Below are 20,125 nucleotides of genomic sequence, written 5' to 3' on the forward strand. Positions count from 1 at the left end.
TTCCCAACGCCACGGAGCTACGGGCCGACTTTTCCGGGGCCCTGAAACCGCACGTGGCGGACGTGTACTCAGATTAGGCGCAAGCATCCCTTCAACGGTGTGTCCCACGTCACTAACTTCTTCAATAAGCGTACAAATGTCGGAAGGATCTCTAATGCCACGTGAGGATATTGAATTCTCAGCGGACGATGTCACCTTGCGCGGGTGGTTCTTTCCCGCGGAAGGGGCCCAGTCGAAGGGCCCAGTGGTGGTGATGGTCCATGGACTGTCCGCCGTCAAGGAAATGTATCTCGACGACTACGCCGAGTCCTTTTCCCAAGCGGGACTGAATGTTCTGGTGTACGACCACCGAAACTTCGGCGCCAGCGACGGCGCTCCGCGCCAGCACATCGATTCGATCACCCAGGCCCGCGACCTTCGCCACGCCATCACGTATGCGACCGGCCGCGAGGACGTCGACCCCGACCGTGTCGGCATCTGGGGATCCAGCCATGGCGGCGGCCTCGTGCTGAGCGTGGCCGCGGTCGATCGCCGGGTGCGAGCCGTTGTCGCTCAGGTCCCCTTCATCAGCGGGTCCGGCCAGATGACGCGGCTCGTTCGTCCCGACTTCCTGCCAACGGTGCGCGCCCAGCTGGACGGCGAACGACGCAACCTCTACCACGGCGGGGAGCCCACGCTCATGCCGGCCGTGGACGCCGATCCGATGGCTCCCGCGCTGATGTCCAGCGTCGAATCCTGGGAGTTCTTCACCAAAACCGCGCAGGACAGGGCTCCGTCCTGGCGCAACGAGGTGACTCTCGGTTCCCTCGAGCGGATCGTCGAGTTCGAGCCCGGCGATGGAATCCACCGAATCTCACCGACCCCACTACTGATGATCGTGGCCGACCAAGACATCAGTGCATACGCAGAACTCGCCTTTGAGGCCTACGAACGGGCCCTGCAGCCCAAGCAGTTGGTCGTGCTGCCTTGTGGTCACTTCGACGTGTATACCGGTGCCGCGTTCGAGGCGTCGTCAAAGGCTGCGTGCGAACACTTTGTGCGCGCCCTGGCGTAGGACCCGTCCGCGACTACGGGTCCATCAAGAACCTTCGTGCGGGCAACATCAGACCTCAGTTTGATGAGCCCATTCGGACCGCCCGACAGAAGCAATCGCTATCGCGGCACAAGTCCCGCCGCACCAATCCAATGAGGAGGAACCGCCATGCCGTACTGGGAGATCTTCACCCCCGAGAACGCCTTCACCCCCGAGGACAAGGAGCAGCTGTCCGAGGCGATCACGTCGATCTACGTGGACTACGTCAACCTGCCACCGTTCTACGTGGTCGTCCTGTTCAAGGACATGCCGAAGGAGACGATGTATGTCGGGGGAAAGGCGAACAACAACTTCGTCCGGATCCGACTCGATCACATCGCCCGGCAGATGGAGACCGCAGAGGTTCGCGCACTGATGATGACAGTGGCCGAGGAGAAGCTCGCACCCTTCATCAAGGAGCGCGGCTACGACTGGGAGATCCACATCGACGAGACCCCCATGGACCTCTGGCGCACGCAGGGTCTGGTGCCGCCGCCGCCGGAGTCTGACATGGAGAAGCTCTGGGCCAAGGAGAACCGACCCATACCGTACGACGTCGCTGCCTCGTGACCGACAAGGCCCGGGGTACGGCGGCGCTGTGCCCCGGGCCTTGTCGGTCCTCTCATCCTGCGGAACTCGAACTGGCTCAGGACCCAAGCCTGCTCCAGATCACCAGCCTGAACGGATGAGGGGAGCTCGACGTGACCGAGACGACAGCACCGCCCGGGACCGTTCCGCTGCGGCTGGACCCACCGAGGTCGCCCACCGAACCGCCGCGGCGGTCGTCACCGACATCGGCGGCTCGGCTTCGCACGCCGCCATCGTGCCGCCCTGCGCGGCCGGCTGGGAAGGTTGTACGGCGAAATGCAAGATATCTCCTACCACGAAGTAGGCCACGTCGGGGTGATCACGCTGATGCGGCCCGAGGTGCACAACGCGTTACGGCTCGAGACCTACGCCGAGCTGACCGAACTCGTGCACAACGCGACGGCTCGCGTATTGGTCATCACCGGTGCCGGCCGATCCTTTTGCTCGGGCGACGATGTCCGAGCGGTGGGCGGTGGCGCAGGTCCGGGCCCGGTGTTTGACGAAGAAATCACTCCGGCCGCGGGGGCCCTGTTGGCCACAGGTATTCCGGTCATCGCGGCTGTGAATGGCACCGCCGTGGGATGGGGGATGGAGCTTGCGCTGCTGGCCGACATCCGCATCGCGGCACGGAGTGCGCGTTTCGGCGAGCTGTTCGTCAAACGAGGGTTGTGCAGTGACGTAGCGGGGCTCGGACGCCTCGCGCAGATCGTCGGGCGCGAGCTGGCAGCAGAGTTGCTTTTCACCGGCGAGATGATCGACGCGGAGAGGGCCCGGCAGATCGGACTTGTCAGCCGAGTCGTCGACGACGAGCAGGTGATGCCGGTCGCACTCGAGCTGGTGGAGAAGATCGCGGCGAACCCGCCGTTGGCTGTCGCCGCGACCAAGCGCGGCCTTCGACTCGCACTGGATCCTGACTGGCATGAATTCGGACACTGGGTGACCGCCACTCAGGCGTCGTTGTTCACCACCGAAGATCACCGTGAGGGTGTCCGCTCATTCCTCGAGAAGCGCGAGCCTCGGTATGTCGGTCGATGATCGCGTCGGCTGCGAACAAGGTGTTCGCAGCCGTGGGGCGGTGAGCGATCGCCACCGGTCGCGGAGAACGAGGAGCGCAAGCCGATGAGTTCTACACGAGACAGCGCCGCTGATTCGCGGGCATCCGCAACGAACTCCGTGATCGTCACGCGAAGCGGCGCGATACTCACCCTGACGATCAACCGGCCCCATCGCAAGAATGCACTCGACGAGGCCGCTTTCACTCGACTTCGAGACGAGATACGAATTGCAGGAGCCGACGAGACCGTTCGTGTGGTCGTGCTGACGGGGGCCGGAGGAGACTTCTGTTCCGGCGCCGACCTTGCAGGTGAGAAGGAGCCGCGACACCCTCTGAACCGGATGCGCTGGATGGGTGACATCGCCGAGGCGTTGCATCACTTGCCGCAACCGACTGTGGCCAGAGTCGAAGGCGTCGCGGTGGGAGCCGGTTGCAATCTCGCGCTCGGATGCGATCTGGTTGTCGCCTCCACCACGGCACGCTTCTCCGAGATCTTCCCCAGACGCGGAATGTCAGTCGATTTCGGCGGCTCGTGGCTCCTGCCTCGCGTCGTAGGGCTTCAGCAGGCGAAGCGAATGGCCTTCTTCGGCGAGATCATCGATGCCGACGAGGCACTGCGGATCGGAATTGCGACCTGGGTGAAGGCACCGGACGAGCTCGACCACTTCGTCCTGGACCTGGCTACTCGGCTGGCGAGCGGTCCTCCCATCGCGCTTGCACAGTCCAAGGTGATGATCAACCAAGCGAGCAGCTCGACATTCCGTGAGGCCCTGGAAGGTGAGTCCCGTGCCCAGCTGATCAACTTCGCGACCGACGAGCCCTTGGCATCGCGGGCGTTTCTCGACAAGACCGAACCCACATTCGAAGGGACCTGGCAGTTATGAGCGAATCGACCACTGCCGTTTCCGGCGCGACTACCGAGAGCCAGCGCACGTCGGCGCACTCCAGGGCCAGCGCGGACGGGCGGCGGTCGGCTCCCCTGCGGCGCTCGAGCGTTGGCTTGCCGTCCTCGAGGACCAGATCGGTGTTGGCCGGGTAGCCCGCGTCGACCGCGACCGCGACCGCGACCGCGACCGCGACCGCGACCGCGACCGCGACCGCGGCCGCGGTGCCGGCCAGCAGGCGGTAGAACCCGACCAGCGCCGGGGCCTCGGCCGGGATACCGGCCTGCTCGCAGAACTGCGCGGCCAGCCCGTCCGGCAGGTCCAGCACGCCGCGCACGGTGTCGACGACCATGGCCGGGACATCACCGAGCTTCGGGGAGTACCCGAGCCGTTGATACGCCTCCAGAAGCATCGTCAGGGCAAGCAGGTGAGGATCGCTCTGCATCTTGCCCCGATCGCGCCGCGGATGAGGTCGTCCCACATGAACCAGAAAATCGCGCCCACGCGCGCTCGTCAGGAGTCGGCGTGAACGCCTCTGCCAGCTCCTGCGCGGACACCACCCGCTTGAACCGCGGGCGGCAAGTGATCACTGGCAATGACTGCCAAAGGCCGTTTTTGGGGCCGACTGAGGTTGTGGTGGCAACGCTGCCGAACGCATTATCCGACCAATCTGGGGGCACCACCCTGCACGAAGTGCTCGGGGGAATGTCGCAGACGCCGAAGAATTCGTGGCCTGGGGGTACCACCCGCATGCGGGGGAGGGTGCGTGCGCTCCTGCATTCGGTTTACGACCAACCGAACGCCGATTCGGTTCATGCTCAATATGATCGGGTGATCGACGCCTTGTCGGAGAAGCTGCCGAGGGTCGCCGACCAGCTCGATACAGCCCAGGATAGATCTGTTCGCGTTCACGGCGTTCCGAAGCAGATCTGGCGTCAGATCTGGTCCAACAATCCACAGCAACGGCTCAACAAAGAGAACCGGCGCAGAACCGACGTCGTCGGAATCTTCCCCGATCGCACCGCCCTCATCCGGCTCGTCGGTGCGGTACTCGCCGAACAGCACGACGAGTGGATCGAAGCCCGCCGCTACCTCGGCCTCGACGTGCTCGCCCGCTCCCGCGGCAACCAAACAACACCCGAACCTGCCGAGGAGGTGGCGCCTGCGGCTCTGACTGCATAACCCTTACGAGAAGTCACGCGACGACCGTCGTACACCACGCCCTGGGACCTGAACCGCCTTCGGGGCGAACTTGTTCGCCAACGACGACGAACCGGATCGAACGATCGATGCTGCTGGAGAGTGGTTTCGTACCGGCCACCACTCTGACCGCCGCGTTGGGCCGGTCATCGACCCGCGTCTTGAGCATGTATTCGCGGCGTTAGATGTGGTGATCGACGATGGTGACGGCCTGTTCACGGTCGTCAATGGAGGCTTGGGGGCAATCATTGATACACGGGGCTTCCCGCAGAATCTCACCTTCTGGATCACTGGGCACATCCACTGGCGCAAAGAGGACCTTGGCTTACGGCACCGCCTCAGTGCGGCGATCACACCGCTGAGTGCCGGCACCAAGCGGGTGAACCGGGCGAAGAACACGACCATCCTCGAGGAGCCGTTGACTCCCAGCGACCGTTGGCACCACCCGAACGGTGTGCTTCCGACCGTCTTCGGCTTGGCGATGGCTCCGGTGTTCTTGTCGACTGGTGAACATTTGCTCAACTTCTCGATCGATGGGCACCACGCCGCTGAGATGCCGTTCGACGTCGAGGCGGTAGACGCGCCCGACACCTCGCAGGCGGTCCCCGCCCCTCTCTGAAGTCCTGTGCTTTGCCACGGGCGTGGTCATCACGACGGGTGCCGTCCGCGCCGGACGTGGACCGCAGGTATGCCGCGGTGCGCGGCGATTTCGGCGTCTGCTTTTCGCACGATGTCCCGACCTAACGACGGCAAACAGGTGACACTATCGAATCCATCTGTGAGCCCGCCTGTGCGGTTCGCTGCGCCTCGGGCCAGCAAAGCCGTGGTCGGATCAGGCCCACGTCGTGCACGATCAGGTCGCCGCCATTGATGACCCCCGGCAAAGTCGGGGCGATGAGTAACCGTTTCACGCCGACGACAAGGATGGCTCGACGCGCATTGTTCGCGTACTCGTCCCGCGCAATGGCATCGGCTGCCTCGGTGAAGTGAACGACCCTCGTGACGTTATACATCGCACACACCGTCGACGTCCTCGGCCGCTGCCGCCATGGAACGGGTTCGGTCGAGGATCATCGGGTCCATCCGCGACCACCACCGGCCGAGCTCTGGGTCGGGGCGGCCCCGCCGGGTCATGTCCCACCAGGCGTCGACCCCGTCGACCACCCACGTGATCGTGATGGTGTTGGGCTCGTCCGCCCACCAGATCGGGGGGCTGACGAGAATTCGATCCAGGGTCATTCGGCGTGTCCGTCCCCCTGGTACGTACTCGGTGACGTACGCGTCGACGAACTCCCGGGCACGTCCGGGTTTTGTGACCACGCGATCGACCACGTATACCTTCTCGCCTACCATGGCCTGAACGTAACGGTACTCGAGCCGTTGGAGCACAGGCTCTCCCTCTTGGCGGGAGAGGTGCGGTTCCGGCGAGACGCGGGCGCGAACGTCATCGAGGACCTCGTCGGACGGTTGCGACACGCTGGTCAGATCCGATTCGTTCCATACCTCCACTCATGGAGCAATCAGTGTCGCGAAATAGGACACGAGTCACCTCATCCGTACTTCTACCCTTTTCGAGTGTGCAGTTCATGCGCATATTCGGAGCCGTTTCATTCCCCCGTTTGAGGAGTAACCATGGCCTTGTTCGCTGTGATCTGGTCGTATACCACCGATGCGTCGGTCAAAGAGGCTGCGCATGCCGAGCATCTGATTTTCGTCAAGGATGCGGCTGCCCGAGGCGTGCTGCAGGAGGCCGGCGCCTGGGTCGACGGCGCCGGAGCCTTACTGGTATTCAAAGCGGACAGCGAGGACGCCCTGCGTTCTCTGCTTGCGGAGGATCCTTACGTCACGCAGGGCGTCGTCGTAGAGGAGCGTATCTACCAATGGAATCCAGTCATAGGCCCTCTCGTCGGCGTCTAACGGGCGAATGCGGCATACACCTCAGTCCCTAGTGGCTCGCTGTTGAAGTTACTTGGCGGTTTGCCGCGGTAAGTACTTGGTCGGCGGTGTTGGTTCAGACGAACTGGCTTGCCGTTCGCTTATTCTGAACCCCACCTCCGCCAGGTGCCTTCCTAGCGATTTGCGTCGCCCGGCAACCTTGCCGGTGGCGATATGGCAGTGAAGTCCCCATTTCCCTGTGAAATGCATTCTCACCGTCACAGACTCGTACTTCGCACGCCAGTGCGGCGCGAAAGATGTGACTCTACCTACGATTTCGAATCGCTGAGTTTTACGCTGATTTCGGTGAATGGTCGAACCGCATGCGCGGCATTGCCGCGCTCCACTTTCGACCTGTGCAGCATTCTCCTGGGATGCTCGACCTTCTCGATCAGCCGGGTTCTGTCGCGCATTTTCCCGCTGCATGCGTTCCAAAGATTGCTTATATACGTAAATAGTTCTCTTATTGCGTTTTCGGTGATCGGGTGTCATGCTTGCCCTACAGCGTGTTCCAAGTCACTCGAGTGGTCATTGCTCAATCGTTTTGTGAGGTGCCCGAGGGCTTTTCGCAGCCCACTGGCTATCGCCACACAAGAGTGGTTTCCCAATCACTTCGACTACCGCCGCTCGACTGCACTGAGACCGGAAAGTCCGATATCGACCCGCCCGCGGTGGCAGTACGCACTACAAGATTGCCGAGAAGATTCTTGTACCGGCACACCTGCCGCTTTGCGCGTGCGGGTGATGAGACACAGCACCTCCGCGCCGAGGGGCGATTCCAACCACCTCTGCGCCTACACAGATCGGGGAACAAAAATGTCCGTGAACTTGGACAGACCAACGTTGCCGTCGTCGATCGCTGACGGGACAACGTTGTATATCGCAGGTCGATGGAGCACCGCCACCGACACTTTCGAGCGTCTAGATCCCTCCGATCTCCGCCGTGTGACGGGAATCTACGCTTCGGCGACTCCCAGTAATGTCGAGGCTGCGTACGCGGCCGCAGGCGGTGCTCAACCAGCGTGGTCCGAGACGACAGCAATTGAGCGGTCGAACTATCTTCGTTCTGCCGCTGACCTTCTGGAAAGCCGCGTTCACGAAGCTGCCCTCACGATCACCGCAGACATGGGGAAGGCGATCCGTGACGCACGCGCCGAAGTCCTGCGCAGTGTCGCCATCCTCCGCTACTACGCCGGTGAGATACTGCAACCCAGTGGAGAGACATACCCCAGTGCCGACTCACACACGATGCTGATGACGGTAGAGGAGCCGCTCGGCGTCGTCTGTGTAGTCACACCATGGAACTTCCCTTTCGCGCTTCCGGCGTGGAAGATCGCGGCGGCAATAGGTTTCGGGAACGCGGTTGTGTGGAAGCCCGCCGAACCGGCCTGCGGATCTGCAGTGTTCCTGACGAGGATTCTCGCAGAAGCCGGGTTGCCCGCGGGGGTCGTCAATCTGGTGACAGGCAGTGGTAGGAAGCTCTCGGCGGCGCTCACCGGGAACCCGCGACTCGCAGCCTTGACCTTCACCGGTTCGGGTGCAGTCGGGTCGCGACTCCGTCAGGCCGTCGCCGATCGCAACATCAAGGTCCAGCTCGAGCTGGGCGGCAAGAACCCGTCCATTGTTCTCGCTGACGCCGATGTCGAGGATGCAGCGCTACAGATCGTGAAGAGCGCGATGCTCCACACGGGACAGCGCTGCACCGCGACGAGCCGGGTTTACGTCGACCGCGCCGTCGCTCCCAGACTACGAGAACTGCTGGTGAAGCATGCTGACGCGCTCGTTGTCGGTAATCCGTACGACGCAGCCACCGATATCGGCCCACTAGCCTCGGTGGAGCAACGTGACACGGTGGCCGGCTACCTGCAACTCGCCCGCGACGAGAACGTCCAATTTCTCACGAGGCGGGAGTTCGATTCCGACACTTGCTATATCGCACCCACCATCCTGACCGGAGTGTCGGAGAAAAGCAGGCTCGTCCGGGAGGAGATCTTCGGACCAGTCGTGACCGTGCAGGAAGTCGATGGTTTCGACGATGCGCTGAAGGCCGCGAACGACACGGACTACGGCCTGTCCTCGGGAGTCTTCACCAGAGACATCGCGACCGCGATGACCTTCATCCGGCGCACACAATCGGGGTTGGTGCACATCAATCGCGAGACCAGCAGTGTCGAGCCACATGTGCCGTTCGGTGGGCTCAAGAGCTCGAGCAGCATGAGCCGAGAACAGGGGAAGGCTGCACGTACCTTCTTCACAACCACCAAGACCGCGTATGTCCGCTGGACCTAGAAGCCACGCCGGACGGGATTCCCATAAGTCATCTCAACACAGACTGCGACACAGAGCGCAACCAACAAACCCCAGCATCAAACCCCAAGCAACACTCGGTAACAAGAGGAGACAACAATGAGCACTACCGCACCAGCCGTGACCGAAGTACTTGACGTTCTCGTCGTAGGAGCAGGATTCGCCGGGTTGTACCAGCTCGAGAATCTGCGGAGTCGAGGGTACTCGGTGAAAGTAGTCGAGGCGGGTGAGGACCTGGGCGGAATCTGGCACTGGAACCGCTACCCGGGTGCCCGAGTAGACAGCGAAGGTCCCATCTACCAGTTCACGCGCCCCGACCTATGGGATGACTTCGGGTTCTCCGAGCTCTACCCCGGAGGTGACGAACTGCGCCGCTACTTCAAGTACGTCGACGGGAAGCTCGATCTGAGCAAGGACATCTACTACAACACGCGGGTCGCTTCCGCCGAGTTCGACGAGACGGCGAACACCTGGACCGTGACCGCGGAGAACGGAAACCTTTTCGTCTGCAAGTACTTCGTTTTGTGCACCGGATTTGCGGCAAAGCCGATCTTCCCGAAGCTCCCGGGAATGGACAGCTTCGCAGGGATCAACCACCACACCGGACTGTGGCCCGAAGGCGGAATCGATTTCGCAGGAAAGCGAGTCGCCATCATCGGTACCGGCGCCAGCGGCGTGCAGGTCGCTCAGGAGGCGTCGAAGGAAGCCGCACAGCTGACCGTCTTCCAGCGCACTCCCGTTCAGGCGCTCCCGATGCGACAGCGCCAGCTCACCGACCAGGACAACGCGACGATCAAGTCCGATCTGGCGGACAGATTCAGTCGTCGTCCGGCGTCATTCTCCGGCTTCGACTTCGACTTCATTCCCAAGTCGGCCCTCGAGGTGAGCGACGAAGAGCGAACCGCCACCTATGAGCGACTGTGGGAGCACGGTTTCGAGTTCTGGCTCGGAACATACCAGGACGTCTTCGTCGACGATGCTGCAAACGACACGGCCTACGAGTTCTGGCGTGACCGGACGCGTGCCCGGATCAAGGACCCGGTGATCGCCGAAAAGCTGGCGCCGATGAAGAAGGCGTACCCCTTCGGCGTGAAGCGCCCCTCGCTCGAGCAGACCTACTACGACATCTTCAACCAGGACAACGTGCGTCTCGTCGATCTGCACGAGGACCCGATCGAGACGATCACGCCCACCGGGCTGAAGACCGCTTCGGAAGAGCACGAGTTCGACATCATCGTTTACGCAACCGGCTTCGACGCCGTCACCGGTGGCCTGACCGCGATCGACATTCGCGGCACCGACGGTACGTTGCTCCGGGACAAGTGGTCGAACGGCGTGCGGGCAAACCTTGGGGTCGCGACGGCAGGATTCCCCAACCTGCTGTTCCTCTACGGACCACTCAGCCCGTCGGGCTTCTGCAACGGGCCCAGCTGCGCCGAGATCCAAGGTGACCTCGTCATCAACACCATCGACTACATGCGGGACAACGGATTGAGCCGTATCGAATCCGAGGCGGATGCGGATGCTGCCTGGTCCGATCACGTCGCCGAGCTGACGGCCGAGGCGCTCTACGACAGAGCTGACTCCTGGTACATGGGTGCCAACGTCCCGGGTAAGCCGCGGCAGTTGCTGAACTACCCCGGTGGTCTTCCCCTCTACCTGGCCAAGTGGGACGAGACCGTGTGTGCGGGATACAAGGGCTTCGCGCTTTCCTGACCAGTCAATCTCCCTCGAGTAGTGATGAAAGTGAGCAACACATGTCCGTGAGCAAAGAATCCCTGTTCCTCAACGACCTGTACGCGTCGTGGCTTACCAGGTCCGAAGGAATGGACCTCGCCAGTCAGCGAGATATGTTCGAAGAGTGGCATCTTCCGACCATCGAGCCTACCGACGTCACCTATGAGGAAGTGACAGCCAACGGTGTGCCGGCAATGTGGGCCAAGCCTCTGGGGGCCGCCGAAGACCGCGTAATCGTCTTTACCCACGGTGGCGGCTTCGCGACGGGTTCACGCTTCTCACACCGCAAGCTTGCAGCACACCTGGCTAAATTGGCGGGTGTTTGCGCCCTGATCGTGGACTTCCGGCTCGCGCCGGAGCACAAGCACCCAGCCCAACTCGAAGATTGCATGGCCGTCCACAAGTGGCTCCGCACGCAGGGTTACAAGGCGGAGTACACGGCGACCGTCGGCGACTCGGCGGGCGCCAATCTCGCGATCTCGACAACGTTCGAGCTCGCGCGTCTGGACCTTCCCACTCCTGCTGCCGTCGTCGCGCTTTCACCATGGCTCGATATGGAGATCAAAGGGATGACGGTCGAATCGAACGACGCGGTCGACGTTTTGGCCAAGAGGGCGGTTCTGAAAACGATGCGGGGAATGTTCCTCTCCGAACCCGCAGATGCAACGGACCCGCGGGCGAACCCACTGCTCAGCGATTACACCGACTTCCCTCCGGTGTACGTATCGGTCGGTGGCTATGAGACGCTTCTGGACGACTCACGTCGGTTGGCCGAACTGATCGAGAAGGTGAGTGGCGAGGTGGTGTTGGACGTGGTCGATGAGCAACAGCATGTATTCCACTTCAATGCGGGTCGGGCACCCGAGGCGGATCAAGCGCTGAGCCGGATCGCCCAGTGGCTGCGTCCCAAGTTGGGCCTCGCCTGAACCTCAAATCCGCAGCGCGTATGAAGGCGAAGGTTCTCGGCGGCAAGGGGTGAAGGTGTTCGCGGCGGCGGCCTAGACCGGTCTACACCGGTTTAGGCCGCCGCCGAGTTCGCACCGGTCGGGCACCAGTCGAAGGATCGATCGCAGTAAAGATAAGGGAAATACACTCATGGATCGTCCAGTCCTCTTCCGAGGCGACGGGTTCGTCGAGACAAACGGCCCTGCCATCGGTGCCGGATGCGGCCTCGCCCCCACGTGCGACCTCCGCGTTGCCGGTAAAAGGGCGCTCCTTGCAGAGACCTTCGTGAAGCTGGGAATCATCCCGGGTGACGGTGGCACGCGGCTGCTCGACGAAGCCCGCGCTCCTGGCCGGGGATCACACGGAGGCAGGCAACACCCTCAGGGAGAAGCGAACTGCCGCCTCCACTGACGAGTGACGTGCCCGAGAAACGAAGAACTCCGTGGAAGTGAATTGACGCTTCCACGGAGTTCTTTTTACAAGTCTTGGGCGGATCCGAATTCCGAGCACCACGCCAGGGCGGAATTGGTGAATTCCTGCAGCCTGTCCTCGCGGGTGGTGTCGATCGCACCGTGTACCTGGTGTCCATTGCGGACGACGACCTTGCCACGTGGCCGGCGCACGACCGTGCGACGGCAATCAGGAGTTCGAGGATGTCACTCGGCTTGAAACCTGGCCGAATGGGCATGCGAATTGCACTTCTTCAGTGGTGTGGGTAACGAAGAGAGCGAAGAGGTGATGGAGGACGGTACACACTTGCGGCGCTCAGGTGGGGGCGCCTCGTAGAAAAAGCTGTCGGATCAGTGAGTCCGACCACTCGAGTCGGGATCGATGTCGGTAACGCAGCGCATCACGCGTGTGCCCGTCGACGATCCCCGTTCAGGAGGAGGTCCCCTGAGGCGACGTCGCCCTCACTACCGATGTGTCGGCCAGCGCATGGACGCGATCGGCGGAGTAACCGAGTTCTTCGAGGATGGTGAAGGTATCCTCGCCGAGCAGGGGAGCGTGCCGGCTGAACGAGATCGGTGTGCGTGACATCGCGAACGGAGTGCGGGTGGCGTAATACTCGCCTTCGGTGGGATGTTCGCGCTTAGTGATCAGTTCCTGGTCCAGAACGTAGGGGTTTTCGTGCGCATGGGCGAGATCGAGTAGGTCGGACGCGGGAATTCCGTGTGCCTCACACATGGTCAGCCATTCCTGGGTGGTTCGGCTCGGGACGGCCTCTCGGATCGCTGAGAGAAGTTCGCCCATGTGAGTGTGGCGGTCGTTCACCGAGGCGTAGCGGGGGTTGTTCACCAGGTCGCCGCGGCCGGCGACGGTGAAGAAGTCGTTCCAGTTCTTCGCTGAGTACGGCATGATGCAAATCCAGCCGTCGGCAGTTTGGTGTGGGACTCGTTCCGGTGTCAGCACGCGCGCCCATCCGAAGTTCCCTTCGGCCGGGGCGAAGGTGTGTCCACCGAAGTGTTCGACGAGGTTGAAACCGATCATCGCGTCGACCATCGGCACGTCGACCTCCTGGCCGAGGCCGGTATGGTTCTTCTCCATCGCGGCGGCGAGGACGGCGATGACGATGTAGAGACCGACGACCTTGTCGGCGATGACGTATGGGGCATAACGTGGTCCACCGTCGATGAGTTCCGTGAGTTTCGCGGCGCCCGACGCTGCTTGCACGATGTCGTCGTAGGCGGGGTAGTCCCGAAAGACGGTTTCGGATCCGTATGCCTGTGCGGTGCAGAGGATCAGTCCCGGATTGTTCTCCGAGAGCCGCTCATAGGTGATGCCCAACTTCTGCCGGGAGCGTGGCCGTAGATTCGTCACCAGCACATCCGCATTGCGCACTAGATCGTCGAGGATCTCGCGGCCCTCCTCGGAGGCAAGGTCGATCGCGATGCTGCGCTTGTTGCGCTGGAGGTTGAGTGTCAGAGCGCTCATCCCGTCATGGCGGCGGGAACCTATATCTCGGCTCATGTCACCGTCGAGGCTCTCGACCTTGATGACGTCTGCGCCCATGTCGGCGAGGGTTGCGGTGGCGAAGGGGCCCATGATCACGGTCGTCAGATCGATGACGCGCAGACCATGGAGAGCGCCGGGTGTGAGTTCCATTGGAACCTCTTTCGCTGCACAGGAAGCATTTTTATGACTATGACAGTCGTGGTGGGTTTACGCAATAAGGGACTCTATTACAGATATACATAATTCCCCTGGGTGGTGACCACTCGGAGGGAATAGAGCCTCTAGGGGCAATTGCGTACTCGCTCGGGCAGTGATTCAGTCGGCGAACTGCTTGCCGAGGAATTCGACGACGGCGCTGTGCAGTTCAGCGCTGCGCGGAATGGCACCGGTCATCCAGTACACGGCATGGACAAGGCCTTCATACAGTTCGACCTGCACGGGGACGCCTTGGTCGGCCAGCTGCCGGCCGTAGTCCACGCCCTCGTCCCGAGTGACCTCGTATTCGTTGAGCAACAGCAGGGTCGAGGGAAGCCCCGACAGATCCGCGGCCTTGGCCGGGGAGGCGTACGGATTCTCAGCGTCTTCCGGGGTGGCCAGGTACTGCTCCCAGAACCAGTCGATCGCTGCCGTTGTGATCAGGTACCCCTCGGCGTTCTCCTCGCGCGACGGGAATCGTGCCGTGCCGTCGATGACCGGGTAGATCAATACCTGAGCGCGCAATGCCGGGCCACCGGTGTCACGCGCCCGAAGGGCTGTGACCGCGGCCAGGTTGCCTCCGGCACTGTCACCCATGACGGCTACGCGCGTGCTGTCGCCACCGAAGTCGGCCGCGTGCTCGATCACCCAGTTCAGTGCGGCGAACGAATCTTCGGGTGCGGCAGGGAACTTGTGCTCGGGTGCCTTCCGGTAACTCGGTGCGGCCACGATGACGTGCGCATCGGAGGCCAGCGCGCGGCATGGCTGCTCGGTGACGTCGAGGCTGCCGGCGACCCAGCCACCACCGTGGATGTACACCACGACCGGAAGCGGAGTTTCGGACGCCGGAATGTAAAGGCGAATTGCCTGATCGCCACCGGGTCCCGGGTAGACCGTATCGACGACACGCGCGACGTCTGCCTTCGGTGCCTGGAGGCCGCTGAAGGACTCGACGACCTCACGGACTTCAGCAATGCTCATCTGCTCGAACGACTTCAGTCCCTGCTCGTTCAGGGTGTCTATCAAATTCTTGACCGCAGGATCGAGTGGCATGGTGTGTTCTCCTTAGTGTCATGGGCAAGTCTGTTCAGCAGGCAGGTGGCGCCACACTATGGGTGCGTCCGGCGCGGAAAGTGTCCGAAAATGGCACATGCATCCGCCGCGTGGGTGTGTTTCACAATCGGACACGCCGACGCCTTACTGCGGTTCTAGGTTCGTTCGGAGGGATCAACCGACGGCTGGAGTTTCAGCGTCGCCGACAGGGAGGTACGGCAGTGAATGCGATTGCAGCGATCGAAGGAAACGGTGACCATCGGGTCTTGGTGTTGCACGGCTGGGCGCTGGACAGCAGCGTGTGGCTCACCGCACGCGCCCTGACGGATCAGTCCCGCTTTACCTACGCGTACGTCGACTTTCCGGGATACGGGGTGAACCGTCCCGAGGCACCGGCCGACGGAATCGACGGGATGGCCGCGGTCGCCCTCGGCGCTGCCGATCAGCTCGGGTGGTCGACCTTTTCCGTACTCGGACATTCGATGGGCGGCACCACAGCTCTTCGGGTGGCGACCCTCGCACCTGAACGCGTGACCTCGGTCGTCGCACTGACGCCCGTCTCCCCCGCGGGTACCCCTCTCGACCAGGCGACCTACGAATCTTTCGCCGCGGCCTGGGCAGACCCGGGTGCAGCCATCCGGGGCGCACTGGCACCACACATCGACGAGACAGATTTGAAGAACCTCGTCGACCGCAATCGCTCGACGATGGACCAGGCGACGTGGGAGTCCTACCTGAAGAACTGGACCAGCCCCGACTTCCTCGACCGGATAGGCACCTACGAAGGGCCAATCACCCTGATCGTGGGTGAAAGCGACCCCTTTGTCACGGCCGAGTACCTAGGGGACACATTGGTGGCCTTGCCGCACGGGAACCTGAGGACCGTGCGGGGCAAAGCCGGGCACTACCCCATGGTGGAGAACGCTCGGGAGACGGTGGCGTTGTGGGAGCAATCTCTGTACTGATCTGACCGGGAACGTAAGCCGGGTACCGGGAGTGCCACGTTCGAATTGCGAATTCAGGGAGAGTTCACCATGTTGAATCACGTTGTGACGGTGAGCCGTCCCGTCCCGGTGCGTGACGACGCGACCGCGTGGGTGGAGGCGTGGCCGGATGCGCGAATACTTCGTGTGAACGGGCGTGGTCAGGTCCGGCTTGTAGACGGACAACTGATGCTGGAACCGGCCACCGACTTCTACGCCGAGCCTCCCGTTCACGCCGTCCTGCTCGGCGTCTGCGGCTCGGTTCACGAGTGGGCGGTGCGGGACGAGTCCCTCGCTGACAATTCCACGACAGGAACCGTGGTCGAGCTCGGTGACCTGCGCTCACACGGAGCAATCCTCGACGCTGCCGACACCGACCGGTATGTCACAGCGATGGCCTTGCTGACGTGGCAGGACGACGCCCCCTTCTGCGTCAAGGATGGGGCGCCGGCAACGATCACCTCGGGTGGTTGGATGCGCGTGTGCACGGCGTGCGGTCGGGAGGAGTACCCGCGTACCGATCCCGCGATCATTTGTCTCGTGCACGACGGGGCAGACCGAGTCCTGCTGGCGCGTCAGGCGAACTGGCCGGCACGGAATTTCTCGACGCTCGCGGGCTTCGTCGAGGCGGGCGAGTCTCTGGAAAGCTGTGTGGCACGGGAAGTTGCGGAGGAGGTCGGTCTCACGGTCTCCGATGTGGTCTACGTCGGAAGTCAGCCCTGGCCCTTCCCGCGATCCCTCATGCTCGGATTCCATGCGACGGCCGACCCCCGAGACGAGCTCGTCTTCAGTGATGGCGAGATCGGCGAAGCTGTCTGGTGTACCCGCGCGGAGGTACGGGAGGCTCTGGCTGCCGGGGATTGGACGAGTTCGACGGAGGTGCACATGTTGTTGCCCGGTGCAGCCTCGATTGCGAGGCGCATGCTCGAGGCCTGGGCGCGAGCCGGTGACTGACGTTCTGTCTCGATCGGCATGGTTCCGTCATCGACTGGCGCTACTGCGGAAGGAACCGGCTCCCGTCGATACCCAGTGCGCGCATTTTGCGGTAAAGGGTGGAGCGAGCTACCCCCAGGCGTTGCGCAGCCAGTAGTTTGTTGCCGTCGGTCTCGACGAGTGCTTTGAGCAACGCGTCACGCTCCGCCAATTCGAGCGACGTCGAGGCATTTCGGCGGCGTAGATCACCGTCGCGGTATCCGTCGGGCAGATGCTGCACCCCGATGTCGGAGCCCATCGACCGCAGGAGCGAGGACGCCAGAACCGATTCGAGTTCTCGGACATTCCCCGGCCAGTCCCGCGCGATCAGCAGTTGCAGAGCAGCGGGTTGCAGTCGCAGGCCGTTGCGGTCGGGGGAGTGCTTACGTAGTAGGGCGACACTGATGTCGGCGATATCTTCGGACCGAAGTCGCAGTGGATCGATCTCGATGCGGCGCATGAAGTGATCGCACAGTCGTCCGGCGGGACCTTGACGGATCGCTTCGCCGGCGGTGGCAATGATCTGAGCGCGATGGTCGGCTGCCTCACTGAGGACCGCGCAGACGTTGGGGACCAGTTTTTCCGGCAGGAGATCGAGGTGCCGGATGATAAGGGCGCCGTCGACCTTGTTCCAATTGACCAGTCCGGCAATCCACGCGTCGGGGTCGACGGAGGCGGTAGCAGCGTCGAACACGGTGAAACGGCCGTCGGCATCCTGCATCCGGTGGAGGGCGCTAGCGGCGAAGAACTTGCCGACGCCGGGTTCTCCGGTGACGAGGACAGGTGCGTCGATCGAGGCGAGCCGCTCGAGTTCGGTCTGCAGTCGTTTCGTCGACAAACTGCGGCCGGGAATCCTGACAGTCTCCGCGCGTTTTTCGGCGGCGGCGGAGGCTGACGCCAATTGACGGGCGGACGACTTCTTCGTATCGCGGAGATGCTGCCGCATCTCGATGACGATGCCCGCCGGCGATCGGGAGTCTCCGACTCTACGGGCAGTCGCGGATACTGTGACGTTATCGGCGAGCCTGACTTCCCCGATGAATTCGTCGCGGCCGGCGAGCATTCGGCATGCCCAATCCCAGAGGAGCGCCTGGTCGGACGTGTCGATGATCTGCGCGGCCATCGGAGTGGTCATGATGACATCCTGGTTCAAGGACACCACTGCGGAGGAGCCACGACGAGAGGCCTGCAGGAAGGACTGGAGAAGCCGTTGCTCGCGATCGGAGGACTCGGCATAGAGGCGCGACTGAATTTCGCGAACGGCTGATTTCGCCAGGGCGCCCATCAGCGCGTTGGAATCCGACAGGTTGGAGGTGATGTCGAGTATCCCCTCCACGGTGCGGGTGATCGGATGGATGATCGGAACACCGACGCACGCCAGGCTCTGCAGCGCCTCACGGTAGTGCTCGCCACCGCTGACCTGGAACGGTCGTCGCTCCTCCAACGCGGTGCCGATCCCGTTGGTGCCGGTGTCTTCCTCGGTATACCGGAATCCGGGTGCCACGTAGGCGCGGTCCAGACGCGCTCGCAACCCAGCGTTGCCAGCCCTGCGGTCGACGATCTGCGCGGCGGAATCGGCCAGCAGGATGGTCGCGGGGGCGTCCAGCAGGTGGAGGACGAGGTTGTCGATCACGGGATCGGCGGCTCTTCTCAACCGGCTGTCGCGATCCACGTCCGGCGTGTAGGGAAGGTCGTCATCGCCGGACGAGACGCCGATAACTTCACACCGTCGCCACGACGCTTCGATCTCGGGTCGGAGATTGCTCATCTCTTGGTTCTCTCGCGATGGCGCTGATGGCCGGAATCGGTCACGTTCGTTCCATGGCCCGCGGCGCGCCTTGTAGATACTCATAGCCACCTTACATAACTATTGAATTCCTGAGCTGATTCCGCCTGGCAATGTAACTTGGCTCACATCGGTGGCAGTGTCCTGTTTTGCTACAGTCCGCTCGCTCTGGACCGTCGGGCGAGTTTCGGTTCGGGGTCGCCTACCACGTCGAAGCGATCAGGCGGATGCCCGGCCGAAGGCAGGGTGTGGAAAAGACCGCGCTACGAGTTTGGGGTCGGACCGAGCGGGTACGCGAGCGAGGTGAAGTCGAACGAGCATCTGCAGGGAGGGCCCGGTGCCATAGGTGAGCAGGCCTCGGTGCTGTTGATCGCAGATCCGGGCAAGCCTCAGGCTCTCGCGGAACGCGTCGCGGAGTACCTGCCCGAGCGCCTGCGGAGCCGTGACCGGCTCGAGCGCCGGTGGACGGCGTGCGTGCGCAGCAAGCCGTACCTCTCAGACGAGCAAGCGAACTTCGCAGATGTCATCGACGCGGTCGATCCGTCCTCCGAGGGGGAAGACATCGTCGTGTACCTCACCGATCTGCCGCGCCGCGAGGACACCCTGCCGGTGGTCGCCGACGTCAGCGCCGACCACCTTTTTGCGCTGATCTCGGTCGTCGGGGTGGGCGGAGTCGACATCGAGGGCCGCGTCCGCACTGTCACCGAACTCGCGATCGCCCGCATCCTCGGTGAACCGGAACTGACGGCGCCGGGCGCGGCGCGACGGTTCCCGTGTGTGCAGATTGAGGACGGCATCCGGTACTTCGCGCCCTCGGGTCTGCGGCGACTTCGACTGCTGTCGGGGATGGTGCGGGCCAACCGGCCGTGGCGCTTGGTCACCGGACTGTCGAAGGTCCTCGTCGGCGCCTTCGCCACTGGTGCTGTCGCGCTGGCTACCAGCACCATCTGGATGTTCGCCGACACGATGGGTCCGTGGCGTATGAGTGCGGCAACGGTCCTGTCGATCGTGGCGATGATTCTCTGGTTGATCCTTGATCATGAACTCTGGGAGCGGCCTCGGTCGCCGGAGGAACGCGACCGTTCGGTGCTGTACAACACCGCAACCGTCGTCACCCTGGTCATCGGCGTGATCGTCCTCCACGTGGCCCTGTTCTGCCTGCTGCTGTTCACGGCGTGTCTCACTCTTCCCCCGGAACTGCTGTCCCGCATTCTGGGGCACGGGGTCAACTTCTCCGATTACCTCACGCTCGCCTGGCTGCTGGCGTCCATCGCCACCATCGGTGGGGCGCTCGGGTCGGGCCTCGAGGACGACGCTGCCGTCACGGAGGCGGCGTACGGGGCCCGGCAGCGGCAGCGCATCGAGGGGACGCGGAGTCGGTCGAACGAAACGGGATGATCGCAGGTTTGCACAGCTCAGCAGACCTGAAACACCGGGCATCGCGACCGGCCGAATCCGCCC

At 62.9% G+C, this 20,125-nt stretch carries 18 protein-coding genes and 3 pseudogenes; 14 read left to right on the plus strand and 7 right to left on the minus strand.

The window, feature by feature from the left end; translation table 11 throughout:
• Positions 1-154 precede the first annotated feature (154 nt).
• A complete protein-coding gene (locus HYG77_RS20465; protein ID WP_208960407.1) occupies positions 155-1,054 on the plus strand; it encodes an alpha/beta fold hydrolase in 900 nt (299 codons plus the stop codon).
• 147 nt (positions 1,055-1,201) lie between these two features.
• Positions 1,202-1,642, plus strand: coding sequence for a tautomerase family protein (locus HYG77_RS20470; protein WP_109333389.1), 441 nt, complete (start codon positions 1,202-1,204; stop codon positions 1,640-1,642).
• Between the two features lie 76 nt (positions 1,643-1,718).
• On the opposite strand, the gene HYG77_RS20475 is transcribed toward HYG77_RS20470, so the two are convergent.
• Positions 1,719-1,886 (minus strand): hypothetical protein, encoded by a 168-nt coding sequence (locus HYG77_RS20475; protein ID WP_208960408.1) that lies wholly within the window; start codon positions 1,884-1,886, stop codon positions 1,719-1,721.
• 50 nt (positions 1,887-1,936) lie between these two features.
• On the opposite strand from HYG77_RS20475, the gene HYG77_RS20480 reads away from it, so the two are divergent.
• Both HYG77_RS20480 and HYG77_RS20485 read left to right on the plus strand, forming a co-directional pair.
• Positions 1,937-2,695, plus strand: coding sequence for an enoyl-CoA hydratase/isomerase family protein (locus HYG77_RS20480; protein WP_208960409.1), 759 nt, complete (start codon positions 1,937-1,939; stop codon positions 2,693-2,695).
• Positions 2,696-2,779: 84 nt separating this feature from the next.
• Entirely contained in the window at positions 2,780-3,598 is an 819-nt protein-coding gene (locus tag HYG77_RS20485; RefSeq protein WP_208960410.1) for an enoyl-CoA hydratase-related protein, read from the plus strand.
• Here HYG77_RS20485 and HYG77_RS20490 read toward each other — a convergent pair.
• Positions 3,513-4,043 carry a hypothetical protein gene (locus HYG77_RS20490; protein ID WP_208960411.1) on the minus strand — a complete coding sequence of 177 codons (531 nt, stop codon included), beginning with the start codon at positions 4,041-4,043 and terminating at the stop codon, positions 3,513-3,515. The genes HYG77_RS20485 and HYG77_RS20490 overlap by 86 nt on opposite strands.
• 317 nt (positions 4,044-4,360) lie before the next feature.
• Between HYG77_RS20490 and HYG77_RS20495 the strand changes: the two are divergent.
• Positions 4,361-4,780 (plus strand): annotated as a pseudogene (locus HYG77_RS20495) (transposase); the annotation flags it as partial.
• A gap of 70 nt (positions 4,781-4,850) precedes the next feature.
• Positions 4,851-5,417 carry a hypothetical protein gene (locus tag HYG77_RS20500; RefSeq protein ID WP_208960412.1) on the plus strand — a complete coding sequence of 189 codons (567 nt, stop codon included), beginning with the start codon at positions 4,851-4,853 and terminating at the stop codon, positions 5,415-5,417.
• 386 nt (positions 5,418-5,803) lie between these two features.
• Here the strand turns inward: HYG77_RS20500 and HYG77_RS20505 are convergent, their stop codons facing one another.
• Positions 5,804-6,151, minus strand: coding sequence for a hypothetical protein (locus tag HYG77_RS20505; protein WP_208963458.1), 348 nt, complete (start codon positions 6,149-6,151; stop codon positions 5,804-5,806).
• A 279-nt stretch (positions 6,152-6,430) separates the two neighbouring features.
• Here HYG77_RS20505 and HYG77_RS20510 point away from each other — a divergent pair, with 279 nt between their 5' ends.
• The 5 genes and pseudogenes from HYG77_RS20510 to HYG77_RS39710 all read left to right on the plus strand — a co-directional run.
• On the plus strand, positions 6,431-6,715 hold the full coding sequence (locus HYG77_RS20510) for a YciI family protein (RefSeq protein ID WP_109333375.1): 285 nt from the start codon (positions 6,431-6,433) through the stop codon (positions 6,713-6,715).
• 834 nt (positions 6,716-7,549) lie between these two features.
• Positions 7,550-9,022 carry an aldehyde dehydrogenase family protein gene (locus tag HYG77_RS20515; RefSeq protein ID WP_208960413.1) on the plus strand — a complete coding sequence of 491 codons (1,473 nt, stop codon included), beginning with the start codon at positions 7,550-7,552 and terminating at the stop codon, positions 9,020-9,022.
• Positions 9,023-9,139: 117 nt separating this feature from the next.
• A complete protein-coding gene (locus HYG77_RS20520) occupies positions 9,140-10,756 on the plus strand; it encodes an NAD(P)/FAD-dependent oxidoreductase (protein WP_208960414.1) in 1,617 nt (538 codons plus the stop codon).
• Positions 10,757-10,797: 41 nt separating this feature from the next.
• A complete protein-coding gene (locus HYG77_RS20525) occupies positions 10,798-11,703 on the plus strand; it encodes an alpha/beta hydrolase (protein ID WP_208960415.1) in 906 nt (301 codons plus the stop codon).
• Between the two features lie 214 nt (positions 11,704-11,917).
• Positions 11,918-12,058: pseudogene (locus HYG77_RS39710) on the plus strand (enoyl-CoA hydratase-related protein); the annotation flags it as partial.
• Positions 12,059-12,213: 155 nt separating this feature from the next.
• Here the strand turns inward: HYG77_RS39710 and HYG77_RS39715 are convergent.
• The 3 genes and pseudogenes from HYG77_RS39715 to HYG77_RS20540 form a co-directional block, all read right to left on the minus strand.
• Positions 12,214-12,374: pseudogene (locus HYG77_RS39715) on the minus strand (acyl-CoA dehydrogenase); the annotation flags it as partial.
• 227 nt (positions 12,375-12,601) lie between these two features.
• A complete protein-coding gene (locus tag HYG77_RS20535; RefSeq protein WP_208960417.1) occupies positions 12,602-13,825 on the minus strand; it encodes a CoA transferase in 1,224 nt (407 codons plus the stop codon).
• A gap of 165 nt (positions 13,826-13,990) precedes the next feature.
• Positions 13,991-14,923: an alpha/beta hydrolase gene (locus HYG77_RS20540; protein WP_208960418.1), complete on the minus strand. Its 933-nt coding sequence runs from the start codon at positions 14,921-14,923 to the stop codon at positions 13,991-13,993.
• Between the two features lie 221 nt (positions 14,924-15,144).
• Here HYG77_RS20540 and HYG77_RS20545 point away from each other — a divergent pair, with 221 nt between their 5' ends.
• Both HYG77_RS20545 and nudC read left to right on the plus strand, forming a co-directional pair.
• On the plus strand, positions 15,145-15,888 hold the full coding sequence (locus HYG77_RS20545) for an alpha/beta fold hydrolase (protein WP_208960419.1): 744 nt from the start codon (positions 15,145-15,147) through the stop codon (positions 15,886-15,888).
• Positions 15,889-15,957: 69 nt separating this feature from the next.
• Positions 15,958-16,860, plus strand: coding sequence for an NAD(+) diphosphatase (nudC, locus tag HYG77_RS20550; RefSeq protein ID WP_208960420.1), 903 nt, complete (start codon positions 15,958-15,960; stop codon positions 16,858-16,860).
• Between the two features lie 40 nt (positions 16,861-16,900).
• Here the strand turns inward: nudC and HYG77_RS20555 are convergent, their stop codons facing one another.
• Positions 16,901-18,646 carry a helix-turn-helix domain-containing protein gene (locus HYG77_RS20555; RefSeq protein ID WP_244372981.1) on the minus strand — a complete coding sequence of 582 codons (1,746 nt, stop codon included), beginning with the start codon at positions 18,644-18,646 and terminating at the stop codon, positions 16,901-16,903.
• A 321-nt stretch (positions 18,647-18,967) separates the two neighbouring features.
• Between HYG77_RS20555 and HYG77_RS20560 the strand changes: the two genes are divergently transcribed.
• Positions 18,968-20,062, plus strand: a complete 1,095-nt coding sequence (locus tag HYG77_RS20560) for a hypothetical protein (RefSeq protein ID WP_208960421.1) — start codon at positions 18,968-18,970, stop codon at positions 20,060-20,062.
• Positions 20,063-20,125 lie beyond the last annotated feature (63 nt).

This window comes from Rhodococcus sp. ZPP (assembly GCF_017656075.1).
Classification (GTDB): domain Bacteria; phylum Actinomycetota; class Actinomycetes; order Mycobacteriales; family Mycobacteriaceae; genus Rhodococcus_F; species Rhodococcus_F oxybenzonivorans.